The organism is Yoonia maritima, assembly GCF_043641945.1.
Classification (GTDB): domain Bacteria; phylum Pseudomonadota; class Alphaproteobacteria; order Rhodobacterales; family Rhodobacteraceae; genus Yoonia; species Yoonia maritima_B.
In genome coordinates, this window is record NZ_JBHZRX010000001.1 from 240,562 (window position 1) to 263,046 (window position 22,485).

24 protein-coding genes are annotated in these 22,485 nt (G+C 53.1%); 9 read left to right on the plus strand and 15 right to left on the minus strand.

Going from position 1 to position 22,485, the window contains the following annotated elements:
* Positions 1-65: 65 nt before the first annotated feature.
* A complete protein-coding gene (locus ACHUEV_RS01315) occupies positions 66-1,757 on the minus strand; it encodes an NAD(P)H-hydrate dehydratase (RefSeq protein ID WP_394177264.1) in 1,692 nt (563 codons plus the stop codon).
* Between the two features lie 172 nt (positions 1,758-1,929).
* Between ACHUEV_RS01315 and ACHUEV_RS01320 the strand changes: the two genes are divergently transcribed.
* Both ACHUEV_RS01320 and glnA read left to right on the plus strand, forming a co-directional pair.
* On the plus strand, positions 1,930-2,268 hold the full coding sequence (locus ACHUEV_RS01320) for a P-II family nitrogen regulator (RefSeq protein ID WP_045996366.1): 339 nt from the start codon (positions 1,930-1,932) through the stop codon (positions 2,266-2,268).
* Positions 2,269-2,332: 64 nt separating this feature from the next.
* Positions 2,333-3,739 carry a type I glutamate--ammonia ligase gene (glnA, locus tag ACHUEV_RS01325; protein WP_394177265.1) on the plus strand — a complete coding sequence of 469 codons (1,407 nt, stop codon included), beginning with the start codon at positions 2,333-2,335 and terminating at the stop codon, positions 3,737-3,739.
* A gap of 66 nt (positions 3,740-3,805) precedes the next feature.
* On the opposite strand, the gene ACHUEV_RS01330 is transcribed toward glnA, so the two are convergent.
* Positions 3,806-4,672 carry an endonuclease/exonuclease/phosphatase family protein gene (locus ACHUEV_RS01330; protein WP_394177266.1) on the minus strand — a complete coding sequence of 289 codons (867 nt, stop codon included), beginning with the start codon at positions 4,670-4,672 and terminating at the stop codon, positions 3,806-3,808.
* A 103-nt stretch (positions 4,673-4,775) separates the two neighbouring features.
* Between ACHUEV_RS01330 and ACHUEV_RS01335 the strand changes: the two genes are divergently transcribed.
* On the plus strand, positions 4,776-5,996 hold the full coding sequence (locus tag ACHUEV_RS01335) for a bifunctional alpha/beta hydrolase/OsmC family protein (RefSeq protein ID WP_394177267.1): 1,221 nt from the start codon (positions 4,776-4,778) through the stop codon (positions 5,994-5,996).
* Here ACHUEV_RS01335 and ACHUEV_RS01340 read toward each other — a convergent pair.
* Complete coding sequence (locus ACHUEV_RS01340) at positions 5,984-6,406, minus strand: DUF6314 family protein (protein ID WP_394177268.1); 423 nt, start codon at positions 6,404-6,406, stop codon at positions 5,984-5,986. The two genes, ACHUEV_RS01335 and ACHUEV_RS01340, sit on opposite strands and share 13 nt — an antisense overlap.
* An 89-nt stretch (positions 6,407-6,495) precedes the next feature.
* Between ACHUEV_RS01340 and purB the strand changes: the two genes are divergently transcribed.
* Positions 6,496-7,803, plus strand: a complete 1,308-nt coding sequence (gene purB / locus ACHUEV_RS01345) for an adenylosuccinate lyase (protein ID WP_394177269.1) — start codon at positions 6,496-6,498, stop codon at positions 7,801-7,803.
* Positions 7,804-7,853: 50 nt separating this feature from the next.
* On the opposite strand, the gene ACHUEV_RS01350 is transcribed toward purB, so the two are convergent.
* Complete coding sequence (locus tag ACHUEV_RS01350; protein WP_394177270.1) at positions 7,854-8,525, minus strand: acyl-homoserine-lactone synthase; 672 nt, start codon at positions 8,523-8,525, stop codon at positions 7,854-7,856.
* 125 nt (positions 8,526-8,650) lie between these two features.
* Entirely contained in the window at positions 8,651-9,247 is a 597-nt protein-coding gene (locus ACHUEV_RS01355) for an autoinducer binding domain-containing protein (RefSeq protein ID WP_463602997.1), read from the minus strand.
* Positions 9,248-9,397: 150 nt separating this feature from the next.
* On the opposite strand from ACHUEV_RS01355, the gene ACHUEV_RS01360 reads away from it, so the two are divergent.
* The 3 genes from ACHUEV_RS01360 to ACHUEV_RS01370 all read left to right on the plus strand — a co-directional run bounded on the left by ACHUEV_RS01360 (position 9,398) and on the right by ACHUEV_RS01370 (position 11,964).
* A complete protein-coding gene (locus ACHUEV_RS01360) occupies positions 9,398-9,886 on the plus strand; it encodes an autoinducer binding domain-containing protein (RefSeq protein ID WP_394177272.1) in 489 nt (162 codons plus the stop codon).
* A 47-nt stretch (positions 9,887-9,933) separates the two neighbouring features.
* Positions 9,934-10,977, plus strand: a complete 1,044-nt coding sequence (locus ACHUEV_RS01365) for a FliG C-terminal domain-containing protein (protein WP_394177273.1) — start codon at positions 9,934-9,936, stop codon at positions 10,975-10,977.
* 99 nt (positions 10,978-11,076) lie between these two features.
* A complete protein-coding gene (locus tag ACHUEV_RS01370; protein ID WP_394177274.1) occupies positions 11,077-11,964 on the plus strand; it encodes a lysophospholipid acyltransferase family protein in 888 nt (295 codons plus the stop codon).
* Here ACHUEV_RS01370 and ACHUEV_RS01375 read toward each other — a convergent pair.
* A complete protein-coding gene (locus tag ACHUEV_RS01375) occupies positions 11,961-12,653 on the minus strand; it encodes a DUF1223 domain-containing protein (RefSeq protein WP_394177275.1) in 693 nt (230 codons plus the stop codon). The two genes, ACHUEV_RS01370 and ACHUEV_RS01375, sit on opposite strands and share 4 nt — an antisense overlap.
* Before the next feature lie 229 nt (positions 12,654-12,882).
* Here ACHUEV_RS01375 and acnA point away from each other — a divergent pair, with 229 nt between their 5' ends.
* Together acnA and ACHUEV_RS01385 are read left to right on the plus strand one after the other, a co-directional pair.
* Positions 12,883-15,573, plus strand: a complete 2,691-nt coding sequence (acnA, locus tag ACHUEV_RS01380) for an aconitate hydratase AcnA (RefSeq protein WP_394177276.1) — start codon at positions 12,883-12,885, stop codon at positions 15,571-15,573.
* A gap of 166 nt (positions 15,574-15,739) precedes the next feature.
* Positions 15,740-16,399, plus strand: a complete 660-nt coding sequence (locus tag ACHUEV_RS01385; protein WP_106353773.1) for a MarC family protein — start codon at positions 15,740-15,742, stop codon at positions 16,397-16,399.
* Between the two features lie 7 nt (positions 16,400-16,406).
* Here ACHUEV_RS01385 and ACHUEV_RS01390 read toward each other — a convergent pair whose 3' ends face one another.
* From ACHUEV_RS01390 to yajC, 9 genes are read right to left on the minus strand one after another with little or no spacing between them, the layout of a single operon-like run.
* Entirely contained in the window at positions 16,407-16,943 is a 537-nt protein-coding gene (locus ACHUEV_RS01390; RefSeq protein WP_394177277.1) for a DsbE family thiol:disulfide interchange protein, read from the minus strand.
* Entirely contained in the window at positions 16,936-17,079 is a 144-nt protein-coding gene (gene ccmD / locus ACHUEV_RS01395) for a heme exporter protein CcmD (RefSeq protein ID WP_394177278.1), read from the minus strand. The genes ACHUEV_RS01390 and ccmD overlap by 8 nt, the downstream gene beginning before the upstream one ends.
* Positions 17,072-17,800: a heme ABC transporter permease gene (locus ACHUEV_RS01400; protein WP_394177279.1), complete on the minus strand. Its 729-nt coding sequence runs from the start codon at positions 17,798-17,800 to the stop codon at positions 17,072-17,074. Before ACHUEV_RS01400 ends, ccmD begins: the two co-directional genes overlap by 8 nt.
* A gap of 31 nt (positions 17,801-17,831) precedes the next feature.
* The gene (gene ccmB, locus ACHUEV_RS01405; protein ID WP_394177280.1) at positions 17,832-18,488 is read right to left on the minus strand and encodes a heme exporter protein CcmB; all 657 of its coding nucleotides are present in this window, start codon (positions 18,486-18,488) and stop codon (positions 17,832-17,834) included.
* Entirely contained in the window at positions 18,485-19,099 is a 615-nt protein-coding gene (ccmA, locus tag ACHUEV_RS01410; protein WP_394177281.1) for a heme ABC exporter ATP-binding protein CcmA, read from the minus strand. Before ccmA ends, ccmB begins: the two co-directional genes overlap by 4 nt.
* Positions 19,099-19,452 (minus strand): Mth938-like domain-containing protein, encoded by a 354-nt coding sequence (locus ACHUEV_RS01415; RefSeq protein WP_394177282.1) that lies wholly within the window; start codon positions 19,450-19,452, stop codon positions 19,099-19,101. The genes ccmA and ACHUEV_RS01415 overlap by 1 nt, the downstream gene beginning before the upstream one ends.
* A gap of 9 nt (positions 19,453-19,461) precedes the next feature.
* Positions 19,462-20,430 (minus strand): protein translocase subunit SecF, encoded by a 969-nt coding sequence (gene secF / locus ACHUEV_RS01420; RefSeq protein WP_394177283.1) that lies wholly within the window; start codon positions 20,428-20,430, stop codon positions 19,462-19,464.
* A 1-nt stretch (position 20,431) separates the two neighbouring features.
* Entirely contained in the window at positions 20,432-22,093 is a 1,662-nt protein-coding gene (secD, locus tag ACHUEV_RS01425) for a protein translocase subunit SecD (protein WP_394177284.1), read from the minus strand.
* A gap of 18 nt (positions 22,094-22,111) precedes the next feature.
* Entirely contained in the window at positions 22,112-22,390 is a 279-nt protein-coding gene (yajC, locus tag ACHUEV_RS01430) for a preprotein translocase subunit YajC (protein ID WP_394177285.1), read from the minus strand.
* Positions 22,391-22,485: the final 95 nt, after the last annotated feature.

Here is a 22,485-nt window from a genome sequence, read left to right on the forward strand (position 1 = left end):
CAAAGCTATCTCCGGGATGCGAGAGGGAAAATGCGATTTTTTCGTTTATCGCGATTTTTTTTCACCTACATGCCTAAATCCCGGAAAACCGCAGGTAGCTGCTCTGGTAAATCCTCTGCGATCAAACCGGGCCCAAACTTCAAAGCACATTCCGTATGAAGCCATGCACCTGTTTCGGCCGCCTGCATCGGCGCAAACCCACGCGCCAGCAATCCAGTAATAAAGCCCGCCAAAACATCACCTGATCCGGCGGTCGCCAACCAAGGTGCAGCACGTTCATAAACCGATGCATTAATACTGCATCGCCCGGATGGATCAGCAATCACCGTATCCGGCCCCTTAAACAGCACAACACACCCTGCCCGCTTGGCGGCGTCACGCGTGGCATCAACCTTTGAATAGGCCGGGCCAGTCGTTGCGGGCGCATCCAGCTTTTCAGCAATATCCGGAAATAGCCGTGCGAACTCTCCGGCATGTGGCGTCAACACGCAACGGTTATGCAATCGATCGAACAACGCCTTGTCGTTATTCAAGTGCGTCAGCGCATCCGCATCCAAAACCGTGGCACGAGGATTCGTCCCACCTTCGCCCAAAACCGTCGCAAGCAAATCATGTTCGCGATCACGCAACCCGAACCCCGGCCCAATACACAGCGCATTGATACGTTCATCTTCCAAGGTACTCACAAGTGACCCGTCATCTTCGATTACAGTCAGCATAACCGCATTCAACTGCGCCGCATTCTCGATAAGCGCCCTTTCAGGACAACCAACAGTCACAGCGCCCGCGCCAATACGCAAAGCACCACGTGCCGCAAGTCGTGTTGCACCACCTTTGCCGGAACCACCTGATAGAAACAAAGCGTGACCGTGGGAGTATTTATGAAGCGACCTTGGATACGGGTCATCTCGGGTATGACCCTTCCCCAAATAGTTGCCCGAGGAATATGCATTGGAACTATGTCGTCGCGTGGGTTCAGTTGAGAGCGCTACCTGTTCATGCAGCTCAAGCGCTACGAATGCATGGAAACTTGGCTTTAAGCCAATATCGCAAACGGCTACCTTTCTCCCTAGCGCAACCGCCCAATCTAAATACAAGCCAACCTTCGGCTTATGAAATGTCACAGTCAGATGTGATGGAGCAACTGCTTGCAAAAAGCGTCCACTGTCGGCACATATACCCGTCGGCACATCCACCGAGACAAAACGTGGTGATGATGGCTGTTCGATACAAAGGTCCCCGTCAGCGTTCATCGCCCAGATTGCTTCCGCAAGTTCTCCCTCTATCGGACGCGTTAACCCCGTTCCAAAGATCGCATCAAGAACAATATCCGCGCCCCATATAGCTTTATGGGCGTCGCCGCCATCGAAAGTAGCCACGCCCCCCATCTCACACCACCGCTCATAATTCACCTTTGCATCCGGCGGCAGCTTTTCAGCATCACCATACAAAAACACCTCAACACCCCACCCGGCCTCATGCAACAGCCGCGCCACTACAAACCCATCACCACCATTATTCCCCGGCCCGCATAGCACGACCGCCCTATGCTTCCCCTTCTCATCGTCTTGCAACAAATACTCCGGGGGTTTGGGGGTTGGCCCCCAAGACGGCGATAGCTCCGGCCACTCCTCAAAGATGGCTTCAACAACACCCCATCCCGCGCGTTCCATCAGTTCCAACCCCGTGACTTCGCCAGAGGCAATCGCAGCCGCTTCGATGGCGCGCATTTGGGCAGCGGTTAAAAGTTCGGTCATCGCTTAGGCATTCCAATTTACATTTCGCACATTTTTCGGGACAATTGCACAATATTTAATCAGTTGTTGTTCTTTACCCCGTTGCATCTGCCTTCAAGGTTCGCCACGAATTGTCCCGATGCAACAGAAATGTTCTGACCACCATAAATAACCGCTAGGGGAGTCGCGGCCTATGAAAAAGATCGAAGCGATCATCAAACCATTCAAACTCGACGAAGTGAAAGAAGCACTCCAAGAAGTGGGCGTGCAAGGTCTGTCTGTTGTCGAGGTCAAAGGATTTGGCCGCCAAAAGGGTCACACTGAACTGTACCGTGGTGCAGAATACGTGGTCGACTTCCTGCCAAAGGTAAAAATCGAAGTCGTATTGGCCGATGATCAAGTCGATGCCGCCGTTGAAGCAATCATTGGCGCCGCAAAAACCGACAAGATCGGTGATGGCAAAATCTTCGTGTCCCCTGTTGAGCAAGCGATCCGCATCCGGACCGGCGAATCTGGCGACGACGCACTTTAATCACGCCGCGGAATTTATCCGAGGTTTCAAAGAATACCAAAGACGCTAAGAAAGGTACCAATAAATGGACAACAAAGCTGTTCTAAAGCTGATCAAGGACGAGGAAGTCGATTACGTCGATATCCGTTTCACTGATCCACGCGGCAAACTTCAGCACGTAACTGTGGTTGCAGATCTGGTCGACGAAGACTTCCTTGAAGAAGGCTTTATGTTTGACGGTTCTTCCATCGCTGGCTGGAAATCCATCGACAAATCCGACATGAAACTGATGCCACAGGCAAGCAGCGCATATGTTGACCCCTTCTACGCTGAAAAAACTGTCTGCATCCACTGTAACGTGGTCGAACCAGACACAATGGAAGCCTACGACCGTGACCCACGTGGCACAGCAGCAAAAGCCGAAGAATACCTGAAGTCTTCCGGTATCGGTGACGCTGCATACTTTGGTCCAGAAGCTGAATTCTTCGTCTTTGACGACGTACGCTTCCAAGTTTCCATGAACAAAGTGTCTTACCAAGTTGACGCCATCGACGGCGCTTGGAACACAGACACTGAGTACGAAATGGGCAACACAGGCCACCGTCCCGGCATTAAGGGCGGCTATTTCCCTGTGAACCCAGTGGACGACGCACAAGAAATGCGTTCCGAAATGCTGTCCACCATGAAGCGCATGGGCATGAAAGTTGACAAGCACCACCACGAAGTGGCGTCTTGCCAGCACGAACTGGGCCTGATCTTTGGTACGCTGACGCACCAAGCTGACGAAATCCAGAAATACAAATATGTTGTGCACAACGTTGCACAGGCATACGGCAAATCCGCGACATTCATGCCAAAGCCAATCGCAGGCGATAACGGCACTGGTATGCACGTGAACATGTCGATCTGGAAAGACGGCAAGCCACTGTTCGCTGGCGACAAATACGCTGACCTGTCTCAGGAAGCCCTGTACTTCATCGGCGGTATCCTGAAGCACGCGAAAGCGCTGAACGCGATCACAAACCCATCGACAAACAGCTACAAGCGTCTGATCCCAGGTTTCGAAGCACCTGTTCTGCGCGCATACTCTGCGTCTAACCGTTCGGGTTGTGTACGTATTCCTTGGGCAGAATCCCCCAAGGCGAAACGCGTCGAAGCACGTTTCCCTGATCCAGCAGCCAACCCATACCTGTGCTTCTCTGCACTGTTGATGGCTGGCCTTGACGGCATCAAAAACAAAATCGATCCAGGCCCCTCTTCTGACAAAGATCTTTACGATCTGCCACCAGAAGAACTGGCAGGCATCCCAACTGTTTGTGGCTCACTGCGTGAAGCACTGGAAGCGCTGGAAGCTGACCACGAATTCCTGCTTCAGGGTGACGTATTCACCAAGGACCAGCTGGAAGGCTACATGGAACTGAAATGGGAAGAAGTGTACGCATACGAGCACACTCCACACCCAATGGAATACAAGCTGTACTACAGCTGCTAATTCCGCAGATCACACAATTGGAAAAGGCATCGCTACGGCGATGCCTTTTTCGTTTCATAGTTACGGTCAGCCCAAATCCAGCCGTGCCAACACCCCCAGATGATCGGACCCCAATAGTTCGCGATAGCTCACGTTGCCCCCATTGGGCGCGTAAACATGATCCAAGAACAGCGGTGCCCCATAAAGATTATAGGTCGGCCGTACTGGCCCCGCGACCATCGTGCCTGATGCGGCCCTAATGCGCCGCGCCGATGACGCCCATGGAAAAATATTAAAGTCCCCAGCAATCACGACCGGCCCTTCTAATTCATCAAACAAAGCGACTGCCGCCTCGGCGGATTTTTCATGTGCATATGGATAGGGCCACGGCAGATGCACCGAAGTGACCCAAACAAGGTTTCCATCCTTTTGAATTTGCGCCGCTGCCACGCCCCTGTGATCAGAACACTTGGGCGTACCAACAAACGGAGTTTTCGCCAAGACCGCGACACCGCTTCCCCCAATAAACCTGCAAAGATGCTGAAACGGGTAGTCAGGTTCGATCATCGTAAGAAACGCCTCATTCGCCCTGCCCACTTCTTGCAAAGTGACGACTTCTGCACCGCTTGCGCGAATGTCATCCGCCAAAGAGGATAGCTCTGAATTACGGTACAAGAGGTTCTTGGTATAGAGGGTCAGGTTGCCGTCGGACTGCGTTCCCCAAAAAAGTGGCGCAGTGGTCAATAGTGCAAAGAATGCCACCACTGCGACTCCGGCACGGACAATCCGCTGCATAGGGAATGCCAACGACGCAAGGCAAAGCAACCCGGTCGGAATCCGTAACAACGACAGACTATCCCCCAACGGATGCAACTGCCCGGCAAAACCGGCCAGAATGATCAGGCAACACCCCAGTACGAATACGGCGAACACACCGCGTAATAGATTCTTCATAGAATTACTTTCAACCTGCTATGGACTGCGCCCATTCAAGTTGTCTTAGTTGCAGGTGCTCGCCATAGTTTGTGCAGAGTTTGAGCAGACAGAAGGCAAATCAATGCATACGGAAAAGATGACATTCGCGGGTCACGCTGGTGATGCTTTGGCTGCGCGACTTGATTTGCCGCATGGAAAGCCGCGCGCGACTGCGCTGTTTGCGCATTGTTTTACTTGCTCAAAAGACATTACCGCGGCGCGTCGGATCGCCGGACGTTTGGCCGCAATGGGAATCGCCGTGCTGCGTTTTGACTTTACCGGTCTTGGGCATTCTGAAGGCGAATTCGAAAACACGGGGTTTTCATCAAACGTCGACGATCTGATTGCTGCGGCACAGGCGCTGACCGATAAAGGATTGGCGCCCTCCATATTAATCGGTCATTCGCTTGGCGGGGCGGCAGTCCTAAAAGCCACAAACGCGATCCCATCGACAAAGGCTGTCGTGACGATCGGCGCCCCTTTTGATCCGTCACATGTCACACGTCACTTCCAACATGCCATCCCCGAAATCCAAACCAGCGGCACAGCGCAAGTGTCGCTTGGCGGACGCCCGTTTACCATTGGCAAAACATTCATTGACGATGTCTCGACAGTCGCGCTGACCGAAGCCATCAAACATTTAGACGCAGCATTACTAGTGCTTCATTCGCCACGCGACGCCGTTGTTAGCATCGACAATGCAGCCGAGATTTTCATGACCGCCAAACACCCCAAAAGCTTTGTCACTTTGGACGATGCCGACCACTTAATCACCAAGGCAGAAGACGCCGAATATACAGCAGAGGTCATCGCAGCTTGGTCACAACGGTACTTGGATCTGCCTGAAGCTGAAGTACCGGCAAATATCCCCGAAGGAATCACCCGCGTAACCGAGGCTGACCCAAATGGGTATTTGCAGGACGTTCAAACTGGCAGTTTTCACGCTTTGGCGGATGAGCCCGCAAAACATGGCGGAACGGGTAAGGGCTTTACCCCATATGGGTTTGTGTCTGCAGGGCTTGGCGCTTGCACATCCATGACCATCCGAATGTACGCGCGGCGCAAAGGCTGGCCACTAGACGGAGTACATGTTGATGTCAGCCATGCCAAAGAACACGCAACTGACGCCGCGAATCCGGGCGCAAAGGTTGATCACTTTGACCGGGTCATCACGCTTATTGGAAATCTATCGGATGAACAACGCACACGCCTGATGGAAATTGCAGATAAGTGCCCGGTGCACCGCACCCTAGAACGCAGCAGTCATATCACAACAGAAATGGCTAGTAATCACCGCCAATAGCGCGAAACGGACACATAATCTTTGCGTGGCCCGACCACATGCCATGTCGCCTGCCATACGGGCCAATTCGTAAAATCATAGCGCACCTGGTAAAAATCATCGCCACAGGGGTGATCCGTTCCCTGCGCATGGCCGCATGGAACAAAACTGTGGAACGCGGCACCGTTATCAAAATGGACGTCGACGGCATCTTGGCCGAACTGCCAATGATAGCGACGTGTCGCCTCCATCTCAGGCGCGGCACCAAATCGCAGCTTGCCGGCCTCTTCATATGCCAGCGCCCCTGCCCCCACAGAATCAAACCGTGCAGTTCCCAATAACGTACCAGCCTGATCGCTCAGACGGTCTGTAATCACGCGAGACAACTGCCACAGCCCCACAAAGTCCTCGGACCTCAGCATTACAGTCATGTTCCTGTCATCTTCCCTTGAGGCTTTGGCCCGTCCCCCTTATGACGCAGGGGAATATTGCTGCCCACCCCAAGAAAAGGTGCTACCTCATGATCCCTCGCTATTCTCGCCCGGAAATGACCGCAATCTGGGAACCCGCCACCAAATTCAAAATCTGGTACGAGATCGAGGCGCACGCCTGTGACGCTCAGGCCGCGATTGGCGTGATCCCAAAAGAAAGCGCAGCGGCCGTCTGGAAAGCCAAAGACGTTGAATTCGACGTGGCGCGCATCGACGAAATCGAAGCTGTTACCAAACACGATGTCATCGCGTTTCTGACGCACCTTGCCGAACACATCGGATCAACCGAGGCCCGCTTTGTTCACCAAGGCATGACATCATCTGATGTGCTGGACACAACGCTGAATGTTCAACTTGTTCGCGCCGCAGACCTGCTGCTGTCTGGCATGGACCGCGTTCTGACCGCGCTGAAAACTCGCGCGCTAGAACACAAAGACACCGTTCGCATCGGTCGCAGCCACGGTATTCACGCTGAGCCCACAACAATGGGTCTGACTTTTGCCCGTTTCTACGCAGAAATGGACCGCGGTCGTAAACGCCTTGTCGCTGCTCGCGAAGAAATCGCGACGGGTGCAATCTCTGGCGCTGTAGGCACATTCGCGAACATCGACCCATCTGTTGAAGAGCATGTTTGCGCACAGCTGGGTCTATCGCCTGAACCAATCAGCACCCAAGTTATTCCACGCGACCGCCATGCAATGTTCTTTGCCACCTTGGGCGTGATCGCTTCATCCATCGAAAACATCGCGACTGAAGTCCGCCACATGCAGCGGACCGAAGTCCTAGAGGCCGAAGAGTTCTTCTCCAAGGGCCAAAAAGGTTCATCTGCGATGCCACACAAGCGCAACCCAGTTTTGACTGAAAACCTGACTGGTCTTGCCCGTCTGGTGCGTATGTCAGTCGTTCCAGCAATGGAAAACGTGACGCTTTGGCACGAACGCGACATCAGCCACTCATCTGTTGAGCGCGCGATTGGCCCAGATACGACAGTAACACTGGACTTTGCCTTGCATCGTTTGGCTGGCGTGATCGAAAAGCTGGTGATCTATCCCGACAACATGCTTGCCAACATGAACAAGTTCCGCGGACTGGTCATGTCTCAGCGCGTTCTTCTTGCCCTGACCCAAGCAGGCGTGAGCCGTGAAGACGCGTACAAACTGGTTCAGCGCAATGCGATGAAAGTTTGGGAGCAAGGGAAAGATTTCAAAACAGAACTTCTAGGCGATGACGAAGTCCTTGCCGCATTGTCTGCTGAAGAGATCGAAGAGAAATTCGACCTTGGCTATCACACAAAGCACGTTGAAACGATCTTCAAGCGCGTATTCGGCGATAAATAAGAATTTGCGGACGGGTGGGTTCGCCCACCCGTCCGCAAAACATAGACGACTTACACCACTGACGGCGCGTGTAGCGGCACTTGAGCCCCAGCAACTTTTGGCTTCCCAACGGGCATCGCACCCACAACTTTCCGCTCTCTACGTCTGGCTGGCATACTCATTGCGACATACCGACGATTGTCGTGGCAGTTGACGTAAGGATCGCCAATCAGGTCTACTTCGTATCCCAGTTGGCGCAACGTTCGTGCGAATACTGGTGGGCACAAAGCCATGATCTCTGTAGCGCCATGTTCTGTCGCTTGATCCACCACCCCATCAAGCACAAGACCTAAGCACTCCGAACGTTCTGCCTGCGTGGTAACCTCGTCAGAAATCACAACGCGCGTAGCTTCCCATAAATTTGGCGTCACCTTTGCCGCTTTGATAATGTCTTCGGGAATACCAATCAGTTTACCCGCAACCGCGTCACGCAGCATATAAGTGTGCGATCCCCACTGGGCCGTTGTAGCCATCGCACGCATGCCGCCAATTACTTTGCCATCTCGAAGAACCAGTGAGTAATGCGCGTTTGGGTTGTCATACTGATCCATCTCAACGCTATCGTCATGTGGAATATCCCAACCCAGTTGATCTACAAAGAACCGTTTGCGCAAAGCAAGGAATTCATAGAATGCGGTGCCATGCTGGTGAAGCTGAGCAAAATTAAACGAAATATTTTCCATGGTGATTTCTCTCTACCGATAAGCGACACTGGCGCCAGTTTACATCTATTGATTGTCACGAATTTCGTGCCAATGACAAATTAACCTCAAAATTTCAATAATTGATAAAAAAAACGACAGAAATTCTAAATTAAGCCGTATTGGTTCGCGAGTGCTGCCGCTTGTGTGCCCGTTTTAGCACCTAATTTTAATTTAGCGTTTTTCAAGCGCTGTTTTACCGCACCTTCACTAACGCTCAACTCAAAAGCGATTTCCTTTAATCGCTTTCCGTCTTTAACCATCCCCAATGCCTCCAATTCGGCACGTGTTAGGTTCGTCGGTGGCGCGGTTTCGTTGTGCCGTCTAGCGAGTAAAGCCTTTAACAGTTTCACCTCTAGGTCGGTGTATTCACGGTCTCCACGAGTGAAAGATGCAAAAGAACGTTGCGCATCAACATTACCATCAAAAACGGAAACAGTAACACCATACCGCATACCGAATGTCTTTGCTTGCGCAATAATCCGTTTAGGATCTTCGAGCGGAATTTCGCTCCATCGGCAAATTCCTACATTACTGTAGGCCCACCTAACTATTGGATCGAACAACATAAAGCGTTGCGTAGTGTAATGCTGCACCCATTCAGGAGGAAAGGCGTTCACCTCCTCCATTGGAAAGGCAAATCCTATCCGTAGTGCAATGTAATACCCGGACGGAGCTAACTGCTCGATCTCGTCCGGACCCATTAAAGTCGACATCCGTTTACCTCGGGCCCCTTGATTAATGACAAAGGACTTGTTGCTGGTGCACTGTTATCTGTACAATGCAGATACGCAATACTTCGTTGAGATTATTGCCATATGACCACCTTTGGCAACTGGAAAGCGAGTAACAGAATGTCACCAACACAATTTAATATTAGTGAACTTCTGGGAAATTTAGGGAAACTTGCTCCGGCGGGCTATGCCTTAGGATTACACATTGCGTATACAACGCCCAAATTTATGTTCCAATCTTACCCTAAAAAATGGTTGGACTACTATTCACAAAACGGTTTGGTCATGTCTGATCCAATGGTTGCGTGGGGATTTGAGAATGTCGGCACATGCCGTTGGTCCGATTTAGATGACCCAGCAGGTGTCATGCAAAAGGCGGCTGATCACGGTATGACACACGGCGTGGTTTGCGCGATAAAAACCGGCGAAAGCCTTAGTATCTGTGGCTTTGCGCGCGCGGATCGCGAATTCACCGACGAAGAAATTAGCGAAATATTCAATAAAGTTGAATACTTACACGCGAATACAGCTGACAAAGCACAACTTTTACCCGAGACGGTGCAACAGTTGAAAAACATGTCTATTATGGTCACACATCCAGGCTCTTAAACGACTGTTTTAAATATTCATTTACCCAACTGCCTTATGGTTTGGGTATGAATGTTTCGTCCCCTCTCAACAATGAGTTTGCGATTTCTCGCCGACGCAAGGCCGCTATGATCGTCCAAATGATGATCAGCGATGGCGGCAACCTGTCGTTGTCTCAATTACCCGAATCGCTTCAAGAACTTCTAACGGACGAACTTGGCGCGATTCGGCTGGTGGATCGTGACACGGTCCTCGGTGTCGCTGAGGAGTTCATAGCCGAGCTTGGTTCCCTCGGTTTATCGGCACCTGGTTCGCGCGATGGGGCGATTGCCGCGCTTTCAGATCACCTCAGCCCAACAGTCGCCGCGCGTTTGCGCGAGCAGATGGAAAGCGTTCGCTTTGGTGATCATTGGCACATTGTGATCGACTTACCGAATTCGCGTATTGTGGACATCATGAATGCCGAAAGTGTCGAAATTTGTGCGGTCGCGCTGTCGAAATTGCCAACTAGCAAGGCGGCAGCCGTACTGGCTCAAACGCCCGGCGAACGCGCGCGACGCATCACATATGCGATGTCGCTGACAGCTGATATCTCGCCAGATGCCGTACACCGGATTGGCCAATCATTGGCCAAAGAATACGGGCGTCCGGTCAGCTCGGCATTCGATAAAGCCCCCGCTCAACGCCTTGGGGCAATCCTCAATTCAGCGGTCACGCAAACACGCGAAGAAGTGTTAGGAGGACTCGGTGAAGATGACCCCGAGTTCGCCAACGACCTTAGAAAGGCGATCTTCACGTTCAAAGACATCCCAGCGCGCGTTAAGCCGACGGACATCCCCAACTGCATCCGCACCGTTGATCCAGCGCAGCTAAGCTCTGCGATCGCCTCTGCCCTAGCCGCAGACGAACCTGTGATTTCAGCCGCTGAGTTTATATTGAGCAATGTTTCGCAGCGAATGGCGGGTCAAATCCGCGAAGAAGCTGAGGAATTGGGTACAATCAAGAAAGCCGACGCCGAAGCGGCAATGTCGTCTGTCACATCAGCCATTCGCGATTTGGTCGAGAGTGGGACGATTACCTTGCGCGACCCAGAGGCCGACACCGACGAATAGCGCGTGGACACTGCCCATCGAATTGCACTAATCTGCCCAGATGACACAGACCAATGCGCCGCGCGCGAAAGCCCTTCCCAACATTGCGCAGGTTGCCAGTTGAGTAAGCGTGAAACATCCAAAGGCCTTTTCGCTGATTGGGCCGCCGACCGTGTTCTTCGCGGCTTGATCGGGACCATGCTTCGCCTGCCCTATGAAAAACGGGTGCCCGCGATGGGCCGCGCCCTAAGCAGTGCAGTTGCGCCCTTAGCGGGGTATAGCAAACGCGCCGAAGAGAACCTGCAGCTTATCTATCCTGACATGGGCACCGAAGAGCGTCGTAAGATTGCGCGCGATTGTTGCGACAATTTCGGACGGACGCTGATCGAAAACTATTCGTGGCAGGAATTTGGGCAAAGGCTTTGTCAAACAAAGCCAACCGGTGATGGCCTTAACCCGCTTGCAGAAGCGGCAAAAGACAAACGCCCGGTGATCTTTGTTACGGCGCATTATGGAAACCACGAAGCACCACGCCAAGTCCTGAGCGCGATGGGTCTTACCATTGGTGGGCTATATCGCCCGATGCTAAACCCCTATTTTAACGCGCATTATGCAAAGACCATGACGTCATGGGGCGGACCAGTTTTTGAACAAGGCCGCCGTGGGACAATGGGATTCGCACGTCATTTGAAATCTGGCGGGATGGGAACGCTACTGTTTGATGTTTCCGCCAAAGGCGTCAGCATCCCGTTCTTGGGACAACCGGCACACACAGCAACATCAGCTGCAGACATTGCGTTGAAGATGGACGCCCTTGTCATCCCTTACTTTGGGATCAGGCAAGAGGACGGGCTATCATTCGCAGTCGAGGTCGAAGCGCCAATTAGCCACAGTGACCCGTTAACAATGATGACTGAAATGACCCAAAGATTAGAAGCTCAGGTCGCGCGTGATCCATCACAATGGTTCTGGGTTCATCGCCGCTGGAAGGTCCGCAAGAACGGTTAACGCAACTGTGCGGCCCCAACGATGGGGCCATGTCCGGCCTTTTGCACCAGAACTGCGACCGGATCACTGCCGGGCGCAGGTGCTGTGATTTTCAGCGTGCCCGCCCCATCCCATTCGGCGACTGCCTCTAGTGAACTGACTATGTTCGTATAGACCAATTCGCGCCCCGCGTTTTCACCCCGCCGAATATTCACAGTCGCGGCAGGTGTATAGCGCACAAGTTCAACGACGTAATTGTTCATCTCGGTCGAACTCGCTGAAATTTGAACAGTATCGCCATTGCGGGTTATCGACACAGACACCGGATATTCCTGACGACTATGTGCTTGGATCAGGTCCATTACCTGCATTGGCCGCGATCCGATCACGTGATCAACGCCGCCAATAATCATTTGTGGCGTATAAACCGTCGTCGCACGGGCTGCGCGGGCATATGCGTGCTGGCGGGCCGTGTTTTCAGGGCGACCAAAAATATCGGTCCAGCCAATGTAATCCCAATAATCGACATGCAGCGCCAGAGCGAGAACATCGTCGCGCTTGGCAAGGTCATGCAGCATCGCATCAGCGGGCGGACAAGACGAACAGCCTTGCGACGTATATAGTTCTACCACCACCGGATCGGCTTGCGCTGTCGTTGGGGCAAACTGAAGCATCCCGAATACAGCAAGAGCAGAAAAAATCGTACGCATTGTTCGTCCTGTTACTAGTTGCCCATCGGTGTAGCCCGGCCCGCCTGTAATGACCAATCAATGAATTGAGAACAGTTTGTTATGTATGTTTCAACGGCAACACGCCAAATTACGCCGAATTGTGTGCAATGGTATACAAAAAAGCAAAACACCCCCTTGATCGCTCTCGCAGCATGATGCAAAAGCCAATCAATAGCCTTGCACAGCAACTGCCTTGAAAGGGATAGCCATGACGATCACTGTCGGCACAGATACAGCCAAAACCCGCAAAACCCTTACCGTTGGGGACCAGTCGGTCGCCTACTATTCTATTCCAGCGGCACAAGCCGCAGGTCTTGGTGATTTTTCGAAATTGCCAGCCGCATTGAAGGTAGTTCTAGAAAACCTGCTACGCTTTGAAGACAACGGTTTCTCCGTTTCAGTTGACGACATCAAAGCGTTCTCTGAATGGGCTGACAAAGGTGGCAAAAACCCACGTGAAATCGCCTACCGCCCTGCCCGCGTTCTGATGCAGGATTTCACCGGCGTTCCTGCTGTTGTTGACCTTGCAGCGATGCGCGACGGTATCGTGGCACTTGGCGGCGACGCACAGCAGATTAACCCTCTGAACCCTGTTGATCTGGTCATCGACCACTCGGTCATGATTGACGAATTCGGTAATCCACGTGCGTTCCAAATGAACGTGGACCGCGAATACGAACGTAACCTAGAACGCTATACCTTCCTTAAGTGGGGCCAAAAAGCATTCAACAACTTCCGCGTTGTGCCGCCGGGCACAGGTATCTGTCACCAAGTGAACCTTGAATACCTTTCGCAGACTGTTTGGACTGACAAAGACCAAAACGGCGTCGAAGTTGCATACCCTGACACATTGGTCGGTACGGATTCTCACACAACCATGGTGAACGGCCTTGCTGTTCTTGGTTGGGGTGTTGGCGGTATCGAAGCCGAAGCTGCGATGCTGGGTCAGCCAGTTTCCATGCTGATCCCCGAAGTTGTCGGCTTTGAGCTGACAGGCGAAATGGTTGAGGGCACCACGGGTACTGACCTTGTGTTGAAAGTCGTCGAAATGCTGCGCGAACTTGGCGTTGTTGGCAAATTCGTCGAATTCTTTGGTGAAGGTTTGGACCGTCTGCCACTCGCAGACCGTGCGACAATCGCGAACATGGCACCAGAATATGGCGCGACATGTGGCTTCTTCCCAATCGATAACGAAACACTACGTTACCTGCGCAACACTGGCCGTGACGAAGACCGCATTGCCCTGGTCGAAGCCTACGCCAAGGAAAACGGTTTCTGGCGCGATGCGGACTACAACCCAATCTACACCGCAAAACTGCACCTTGACATGGGTGCAATCGTTCCTGCGATCTCGGGTCCAAAGCGTCCACAAGACTACGTTGCACTGACAAGCGCAAAGACCGCCTTCGAAAACGAAATGGAAAACACCTTCAAGCGCCCAATGGGCAAAGAAGTTCCAGTCGCTGGCGAAGACTACACCATGGAATCAGGTAAGGTCGTGATCGCGTCGATCACATCCTGCACCAACACATCCAACCCATACGTCATGATCGGCGCGGGTCTGGTGGCACGCAAAGCGGCGGCACTTGGTCTGGATCGAAAACCTTGGGTTAAGACATCGCTCGCACCTGGTTCACAGGTTGTGTCCGAATACCTAGAGGCCGCTGGCCTGCAGGAAGATCTGGATAAAATCGGCTTCAACCTTGTTGGTTACGGCTGCACAACATGTATCGGTAACTCTGGTCCAATCCAAAAAGAACTGTCTGACGCGATTGCCGAAGGCGATCTGGTCGCGACATCTGTTCTATCAGGTAACCGGAACTTTGAAGGCCGCATCTCGCCTGACGTCCGCGCCAACTACCTTGCCTCGCCTCCTTTGGTCGTGGCTTACGCGCTGGCCGGTACAATGGATATCAACCTTGCCACTGATCCAATCGCGCAGGACAAAAACGGCAATGACGTTTACCTGAAAGACATCTGGCCAACCAACCAAGAGATCAACGAACTGGTTGAAAAGACAGTTACCCGCGAAGCGTTCCTCAAGAAATATGCGGACGTATTCAAAGGCGACGAAAAGTGGCAAGCCGTTCAGACACCTGATTCTGAAACATACGACTGGCCAGCGGCTTCGACATACGTTCAGAATCCACCCTACTTCCGCGGCATGTCCAAGGATGCAGGAACAATCAAAAACGTTGAGAACGCAAAGGTTCTGGCCGTACTTGGCGACATGGTCACAACAGACCACATCAGCCCTGCCGGTTCGTTCAAAGACACCACCCCTGCCGGTCAGTACCTGATCGAACGTCAGGTGCCTGTGCGCGAATTTAACTCTTACGGGTCTCGTCGTGGTAACCACGAAGTCATGATGCGCGGCACATTCGCCAACATCCGCATCAAGAACGAAATGCTGGACGGCGTCGAAGGTGGTTACACCAAAGGCCCAGATGGCGCGCAGACTTCGATCTTTGATGCTGCGATGGAGTACCAAGAAGCAGGCACACCGCTTGTGATCTTCGCTGGTGAACAGTACGGCGCGGGTTCTTCGCGTGACTGGGCAGCCAAAGGTACGGCCCTGCTAGGTGTCAAAGCGGTCATCGCAGAAAGCTTTGAGCGTATCCACCGTTCCAACCTTGTTGGAATGGGCGTTGTTCCATTCGAATTCACTGGTGGCGACAGCCGCAAAACACTTGGCCTGACTGGCGAAGAAACAGTGACTATCGAAGGTTTGGATGCCGTGAAACCGCTGCAGGAAATGACTGCACAGATCACAATGGCAGACGGCACCACCAAAGAGATCACGGTCAAATGCCGGATCGATACAGCGGTCGAGATCGAATACATCGAAAACGGCGGCGTGCTGCACTATGTTCTACGGAACTTGGCAAAAGCGTCTTAAACTGGACCGATATCAACACATAGGGCCCGGTCAATTTGATCGGGCCATTTTCGTGCATACTAAGTTAAATCAGATAATATCTACGTCATCGACGGGCTCGTTGATTGATCCGAGCAGTGACTACGTTTAGGACATAATTATTGCCCCTAAAATAAATGAGTCTCTAGTGGATTGGCCCAACCTGCTTCGTGAATTTGTTACCCTATTCGTTGTCATCGACCCTGTCGGTTCTATCCCGGTCTTTTTGTTCGCGGTCGCTTCGGTCCCCGCAAATCTACATAGACGCTATGCCTTGCGTGCAGTCGTGATTGCGACCTTGGTCCTGATTGGCTTTTTAGTCGGCGGCCAGTTCATGCTAGAGGCATTAGGCTTACGCTTTGGGTCGTTTCAAATCGCAGGTGGGATTATCTTATTTCTCTTTGCCCTGACGATGATTTTTGGGCACTCAAAACCTGAGACCGAAATCGAAGAAGCCGGAAAGGACCACCTAGCAGGGGCAGTTTTCCCGCTTGCGATGCCGTCGATCGCCTCGCCCGGCGCAATGTTGGCCGTGGTCGTTCTAACCGACAATCACGAACAACCGTTGATCGAACAGGCAATTACTGCGGGCCTGTTAGTATTGGTGATGATCTTTACCTTGGGATTGCTGCTGGTCGCCACCTATGTTCACCGTATTATCGGCAATACAGGCGCAAGTGTCATCAGCCGGGTGATGGGCATGATCCTCGCAACAATTGCGATTGATTCAATCATTGGCGGCTTAGAGGCGCTAACAATCCTCGACTTGCCCGCCGCTCAATCAGCAGATGGCCCGCTAACCAACTAGTGTCAACTTACTCAATCGCCTTCATCAACTCAGGCAAAAACCGTTGTTCATAGTCTGACCCGACCAGCGGACCGACGAAGCGGAACAGAACCGTTCCATCCCCATCCACAATGAATGTCTCGGGTGGCGCGGTGACACCCCAGTCGATGGCCACCCTGCCCCGCAGGTCAAACCCTGTGGCAAAGAAAGGGTCTTCATAATCTGTTAGATAGGCAGACGCCTGATCCTGCGCATCGCGGAAATTGACACCTGCGATTCGGTACCCTTGTTCCGCAAGTTCCAACAGTTGCGGATGCTCGGCACGGCAAGGCGGGCACCAGCTCGCCCAGAAATTCACCAGTGTGATTTCACCGCTGCGCAGATCGGCATCGGTAAGTTGCTCTGTGCCATTTACGGCCTCGACCGGAACGGCGGGGGCTTGTTGGCCGATGAATGTGGACGGCAGATCATCGTTTTTACCTTGCCACATGCTGACTGCAAACATGCCAGCGAGTGCCGCAAATATTGCCGGAGGCGCAATCATCAAAGGCGATATTTTAGCCATTGTTTTCAATCCGTTCCAAGGCAGCTCGCACGCGAACAGACCGACGCCAGCTTAGCAGAACGACGACGGCCAACAGCCCAAGGCTCACACCATAGGCAGCTAGGACTTCGACTGCGTATTTTCCCAAATCAGGCACGGCGCGCCCTCGCTTCTAGGGCCCGGATACGGCGGGCACGGATTTCAGTACGGGTGCGCAGCAGCACCAACCCAATAAACAACAGAACAAACCCAGCGATGCAAATCACAAGCGGTTGCCAGAAAACGTCTGATACGTTTTCTTCTTTATCGAGCGACAGCGACGCCCCCTGATGCAGCCCTTGGTTCCAGAAATTCACCGCGTAGCGCGACAAGATCGCAAAGATCGACCCGACCATGCACAAGACAGAAGTTAGATCAGCAGCGGTGTCCGGGTCTTCGATCGCCTCCCACAGGGCGATGTAGCCAAGGTAAAACAGAAACAAGATCAGAAATGACGTAAGCCGTGGGTCCCATGCCCAATAGGTGCCCCACATCGGCTGCCCCCAGATCGCGCCCGTAAACAGTGCAATCAGTGTCATTGTAAGCCCTACGGGCGCTGCGGCCCGTGCTGCTAGTGCCGACACGTGGTGCCGACGCACCACCCAAATCAACGATGCCACCAGCATCATGATCCATGCGTTAATCGCCATCAGCGCGGCTGGCACATGTAGATAGATAATCTTGACCGTCGAACCTTGGCGGTAGTCATCAGGCGTAAAGAAGAACCCCCAGACCAAGCCTACAATCAGGCAGAGCGCAGCCAGCCCAAAAGCGTAGGGCAGCACGGGCGTAGTCCAGCCCATAAACTTTTTCGGATTTGCATATTCCCAGATCGACATTTCGATTACCTATCCTGCCCGTTGCGCCCGATCAACGCAGATTGATGCGTAACGTGGCCGCAGTCGCGAAGGGCAACACCGCAAAGCACCCTGCCGTAATCACCCCAAGCAGGATCAAAGCGCCAGTTGGGTCCAAACCATCGGCACCACGTCGCACGGCTTCTGCCCCGAAAATCAACGTCGGAACGTAAAGTGGCAGAACCAATAGTGACAAAAGCAATCCTCCGCGACGCAGCCCGACTGTCAGCGCCGCGCCAAACGTCCCGATCATCGACAGCGCAGGCGTTCCCAACAACAGCGACAAAAGTAGGTATTTGTAGGCTTCTGGCGCGAGTGACAACAAAAACCCAAGCGCAGGCGCGGCCAACGTCAGCGGCAGTCCCGTCGTGATCCAATGCGCGAGCGCCTTGGCCAATGCGGCCCCCTCTAAAGGCAACGGAGATGTCGCGAGCAAGCCCAGCGACCCATCCTCAAAATCCAAAGCAAAGATGCGGTCCAGCGAAAGAAGGGCCGCCAAAAGTGAAGCCACCCATAAAATCCCTGGTGCAATTCGCGACAGCAATTCGGTCTGAGGCCCCACCCCAAGTGGAACAAGGACAACTACGATCAGAAAAAACGCGAGCCCTAATCCGAACCCGCCCCCTGCCCGGACCGCAAGCCGCAGGTCACGCAGGAGCAAAGCGATCACAAGAATGCCTCGTCTGTGGCACCGCCTGCCTCTGGTGCTGATTTGAATGGGGTTAGGTCAAGTTCAGGAGCGGTAATGCCAAGGTCAATATGCGTGGCAATCACAGCTACACCGCCGCTGGCAAGGTGCTTGTTTTGCAGCCAGTCGGCAAACAGCCGAACCGAAAACCCGTCAAGCGACACAGTAGGTTCGTCTAAGAACAGCACTTTGCGCCCGATCACGCCAAGGCGTGCCAAACCTAGCCGGCGCTTTTGCCCGGCTGAAAGCGTACCGGCAATGCGCTCTCGCAAATCGGCCAAATCGAAGGTGTCCCAAATATCGTCAGGGACTGGTTGGCCGTAAACATCGGCCCAAAACGTCAGATTCTCGGTGACGCTTAGTGCGGTTTTGATACCGTCAGCGTGGCTCGCATAAGCCGCCTCATCCGCCGGGTGGTCGACTTCGCCAGCCAAAGCGGGTTGCAGCCCCGCCAATGTCCGCAGCAACGTCGTTTTCCCGATACCATTTGGGCCTCGCAGGATCAGTGCCTGCCCTGCGGGTACGTCAAAGCTTATGTCGCTTAGCACAGGGATCCCGCCCCGCGCACATGTCACGTTACTAACGCGCAGCATTAGACGGGGATCAGGGCGATAGCGACGCGGCGCCCTTCTGACAGTAGAATATTATAAGTCCGGCAGGCAGCAGGCGATGCCATTGCCTCGACCCCGATGCCAGCGTCTTCTAGTGTAGTACGAAAATCGGCGGGCAAATGCGCAACCTCTGCGCCTGTGCCCACAAACAAAACATCCAGCGTTTCGGCCTGTTCGAGCAAAGTAGCGGTGTCTTCATATCCGCCCCATGCCTTTACCCCGGTCGCGAAAGCCGCGACCGCGCCGTCATATTTCGTGCCACCGATGCGAAAGAAACCTGGACCATATCCATCGACCGGGGCCGCATCGTTATAGCTGATTTCATTTAAACGCATCGGAGCCTCTTAGTTGTCGATATGGGCGTAACGGGTACCTGCGGCTGGATCTTTCTTAGACCAGTCGCGTTTTACACCCAGAACAAGCAGAATTGTCGAAGCAACGAAGATTGACGAATAGGTCCCGATCACAACGCCCCAGATCATCGCAAAAACAAATCCACGGATCACATCACCACCCAGAACGAAAAGCGCGATCAGTGCGATCAATGTCGTGAACGAAGTCATCAATGTCCGGCTTAGTGTTTCGTTGATCGACAGGTTCAGGACTTCTTTCAGCTCTTTTTTCTTGTACTTGCGCAGGTTCTCGCGGACCCGGTCAAACACGATCACCGTATCGTTGATGGAATAACCCACGATGGTCAAAAGTGCCGCAATGATCGCAAGGTCGAACTTGATTTGCAGTTCCGAGAATATCCCGATGGTCAGTAAGACATCGTGTACCAGCGCCAATACGGCACCGACAGCGAACTGCCATTCAAACCGCATCCAGATATAAAGCAAGATCGCAGCCACAGCCAAAGTCACAGCCAGAATGGCAGTGTTGATCAATTCACCCGATACTTTAGGACCAACCGATTCAATCGACTGGAACGTAAGTGTAGGATCGACAGAAACCAGTGCTGCCTCGATGGCATCAACTGTATCCGATGCGATCCGCTCATCACCCTCTTGGGCTTGAATACGGATCATCGCAACGTGCTGGTTATCGGCAAAGCTTGGGTCGTTGACCTCGGCGATGGATACATCACCAAGGCCCAGTGGTTCGAGAGCACCACGGTAAACCGCCACATCAACCGAAACCTCTGACTGGGTACGGATGCTTGTCCCGCCTTGGAAATCAATCCCATAAGCAAGCCCTTGGATCAGAAACGACCCAAGCGCCACAACCATCATGACCAGCGAAATGCCAAGCCAAATCCGAGCCTTGCTGAAAAAGTCGATAGAGGTGTTATCGCGTATAAGTTTCAAGCGCATGTTAAACCTCAATTGTCTTAGGACGGGCGCGGGAGAACCAGATCACAATCAGCGAACGGGTCACAAAGATAGCAGTAAAGACCGAAGTGATGATCCCAAAGCCAAGGGTCACAGCAAAGCCGCTCACCGGACCAGAACCCATCACAAACAAGATGACTGCCGTGATAAAGGTGGTGATGTTCGCATCAATGATCGACGACAGGGCTTTTTCATAGCCAAGCTCAATCGCGCGCGCAGCACCTTTAGCTGTCTTCAGTTCTTCACGGATACGTTCAAAGATGATGACGTTGGCGTCGACGGCCATACCGATTGTCAGCACGATACCTGCGATGCCCGGCAGTGTCAGCGTGGCACCGATTATCGACAGCAGACCAAAGATCAGGCCGACGTTGATGATCAGCGCGATGTTCGCGAACAGGCCAAACAGGCCATAGCTAAGGACCATGAACACAAGGATCGCGATACCAGCGACTATACAAGCGACCTTACCAGCGTCGATGCTGTCTTGGCCCAGCTCAGGGCCAACAGTGCGTTCTTCGAGAACGGTCAGCGGTGCAGGCAACGCACCAGCACGCAGCAAGATCGCAAGATTGGTTGCTTCTTCGACAGTGAAGTTACCCGTGATGATGCCAGAACCACCCGGAATGTGGCTTTGGATACGTGGCGCAGAGATAACTTCGCCATCCAGAACGATCGCAAATGGTGACCCGATGTTTTCTAACGTGTAATCACCGAATTTGCGGGCCGCAGTTGTGTTAAAGCGGAATGCAACAGCAGGTGATCCATTCTGGTCGAAATCAAGCTGCGCGTTTTCCAAATCTTCGCCGGTTACAACCGCGCGCTTTTCCAGAATGTAAAATAGCCCCTCGTTTTCGGCATCCGGCGCAAGGATATTGCCAGTACCGGGCGATTGAGCAGGGTCGCTCGTGCTACCCAAAACCGAATTGAACGTCAGCTTAGCTGTCGTACCGATCAGGTCGATCACCTCTTGTGCGGAACCAACGCCGGGAACTTGAATCAATACACGATCAGTGCCTTGGCGTTGAATGGTTGGTTCGCGTGTACCAGCTTCGTCGATACGACGGCGCACGATTTCTAGCGTTTGTGCCATCGTGCGGTCGTTCATGGCGACCTGCTCTGCCTCGCTGAGCTTGATCGTTAGGACAGGACCGTTGATAGACACATCCAGATTGCTACCCGCCGCCCCTGTCAGGGATGTCACAGGACGGCCAAGACCGCGCACCAATTCCAGTGCACGTGTTGCGCCATCCGTCTGAGAAATACGCACACGCAGTTCGTCAGCGGGGCTGTCATCACGTGTCACGAAACCAACAGTGTCACGCTCAGCTGCTAGTGTATCGCGGACTTCTGGCCAAAACCCTTCGAGATATGATCCATGCACTTCTGACAGTTCGACTTCGACCAGCAGATGCGCACCCCCGCGTAGGTCCAGCCCAAGGTTAACGAGGCCAGAAGGCAGTGCGCTCGGCCATTGGGCCGCATCCGCTTCAAGCGAGGCATTGGTCTGCCCACTATCAATGACAGCCATCGCGTCATTATGTGTTTCTACCCGCGTGTAAAACGCATTGGGCATCGCAAACAGCAAGCCAAGAACAACAGTTCCCCAAATCAGGATCTGCTTCGGCATCGAAATATTCAGCATGACGCGGCCCTTCGGCGGTTAGGATTTCGCCGGTTCGGTTTTGTTCAGAACGGTCGTGATAGTAGATTTAACCACACGCACAATCACGCCTGCAGCAATTTCGACTTCAACTTCGTTGTCGTCTTTTACTTTTACCACTTTGCCCTTCACGCCACCTTGGGTCACGATCTGGTCGCCACGGCGCAGTGCCTCAAGCATCGCCTGATGCTCTTTCAGCTTTTTCTGCTGCGGGCGAATAAGCAAAAAATACATGATCCCGAAGATCAGTAGTAGCATCAACAGGTCAGCAGGTCTCATATCGCAATCCTTTTAATTCGCAGGGGCCGTACGACCCCAAAGTCGCGGCACGTTACTGGCGAGATAAGCAATTGGCAACCAGATGCAAGGTTATA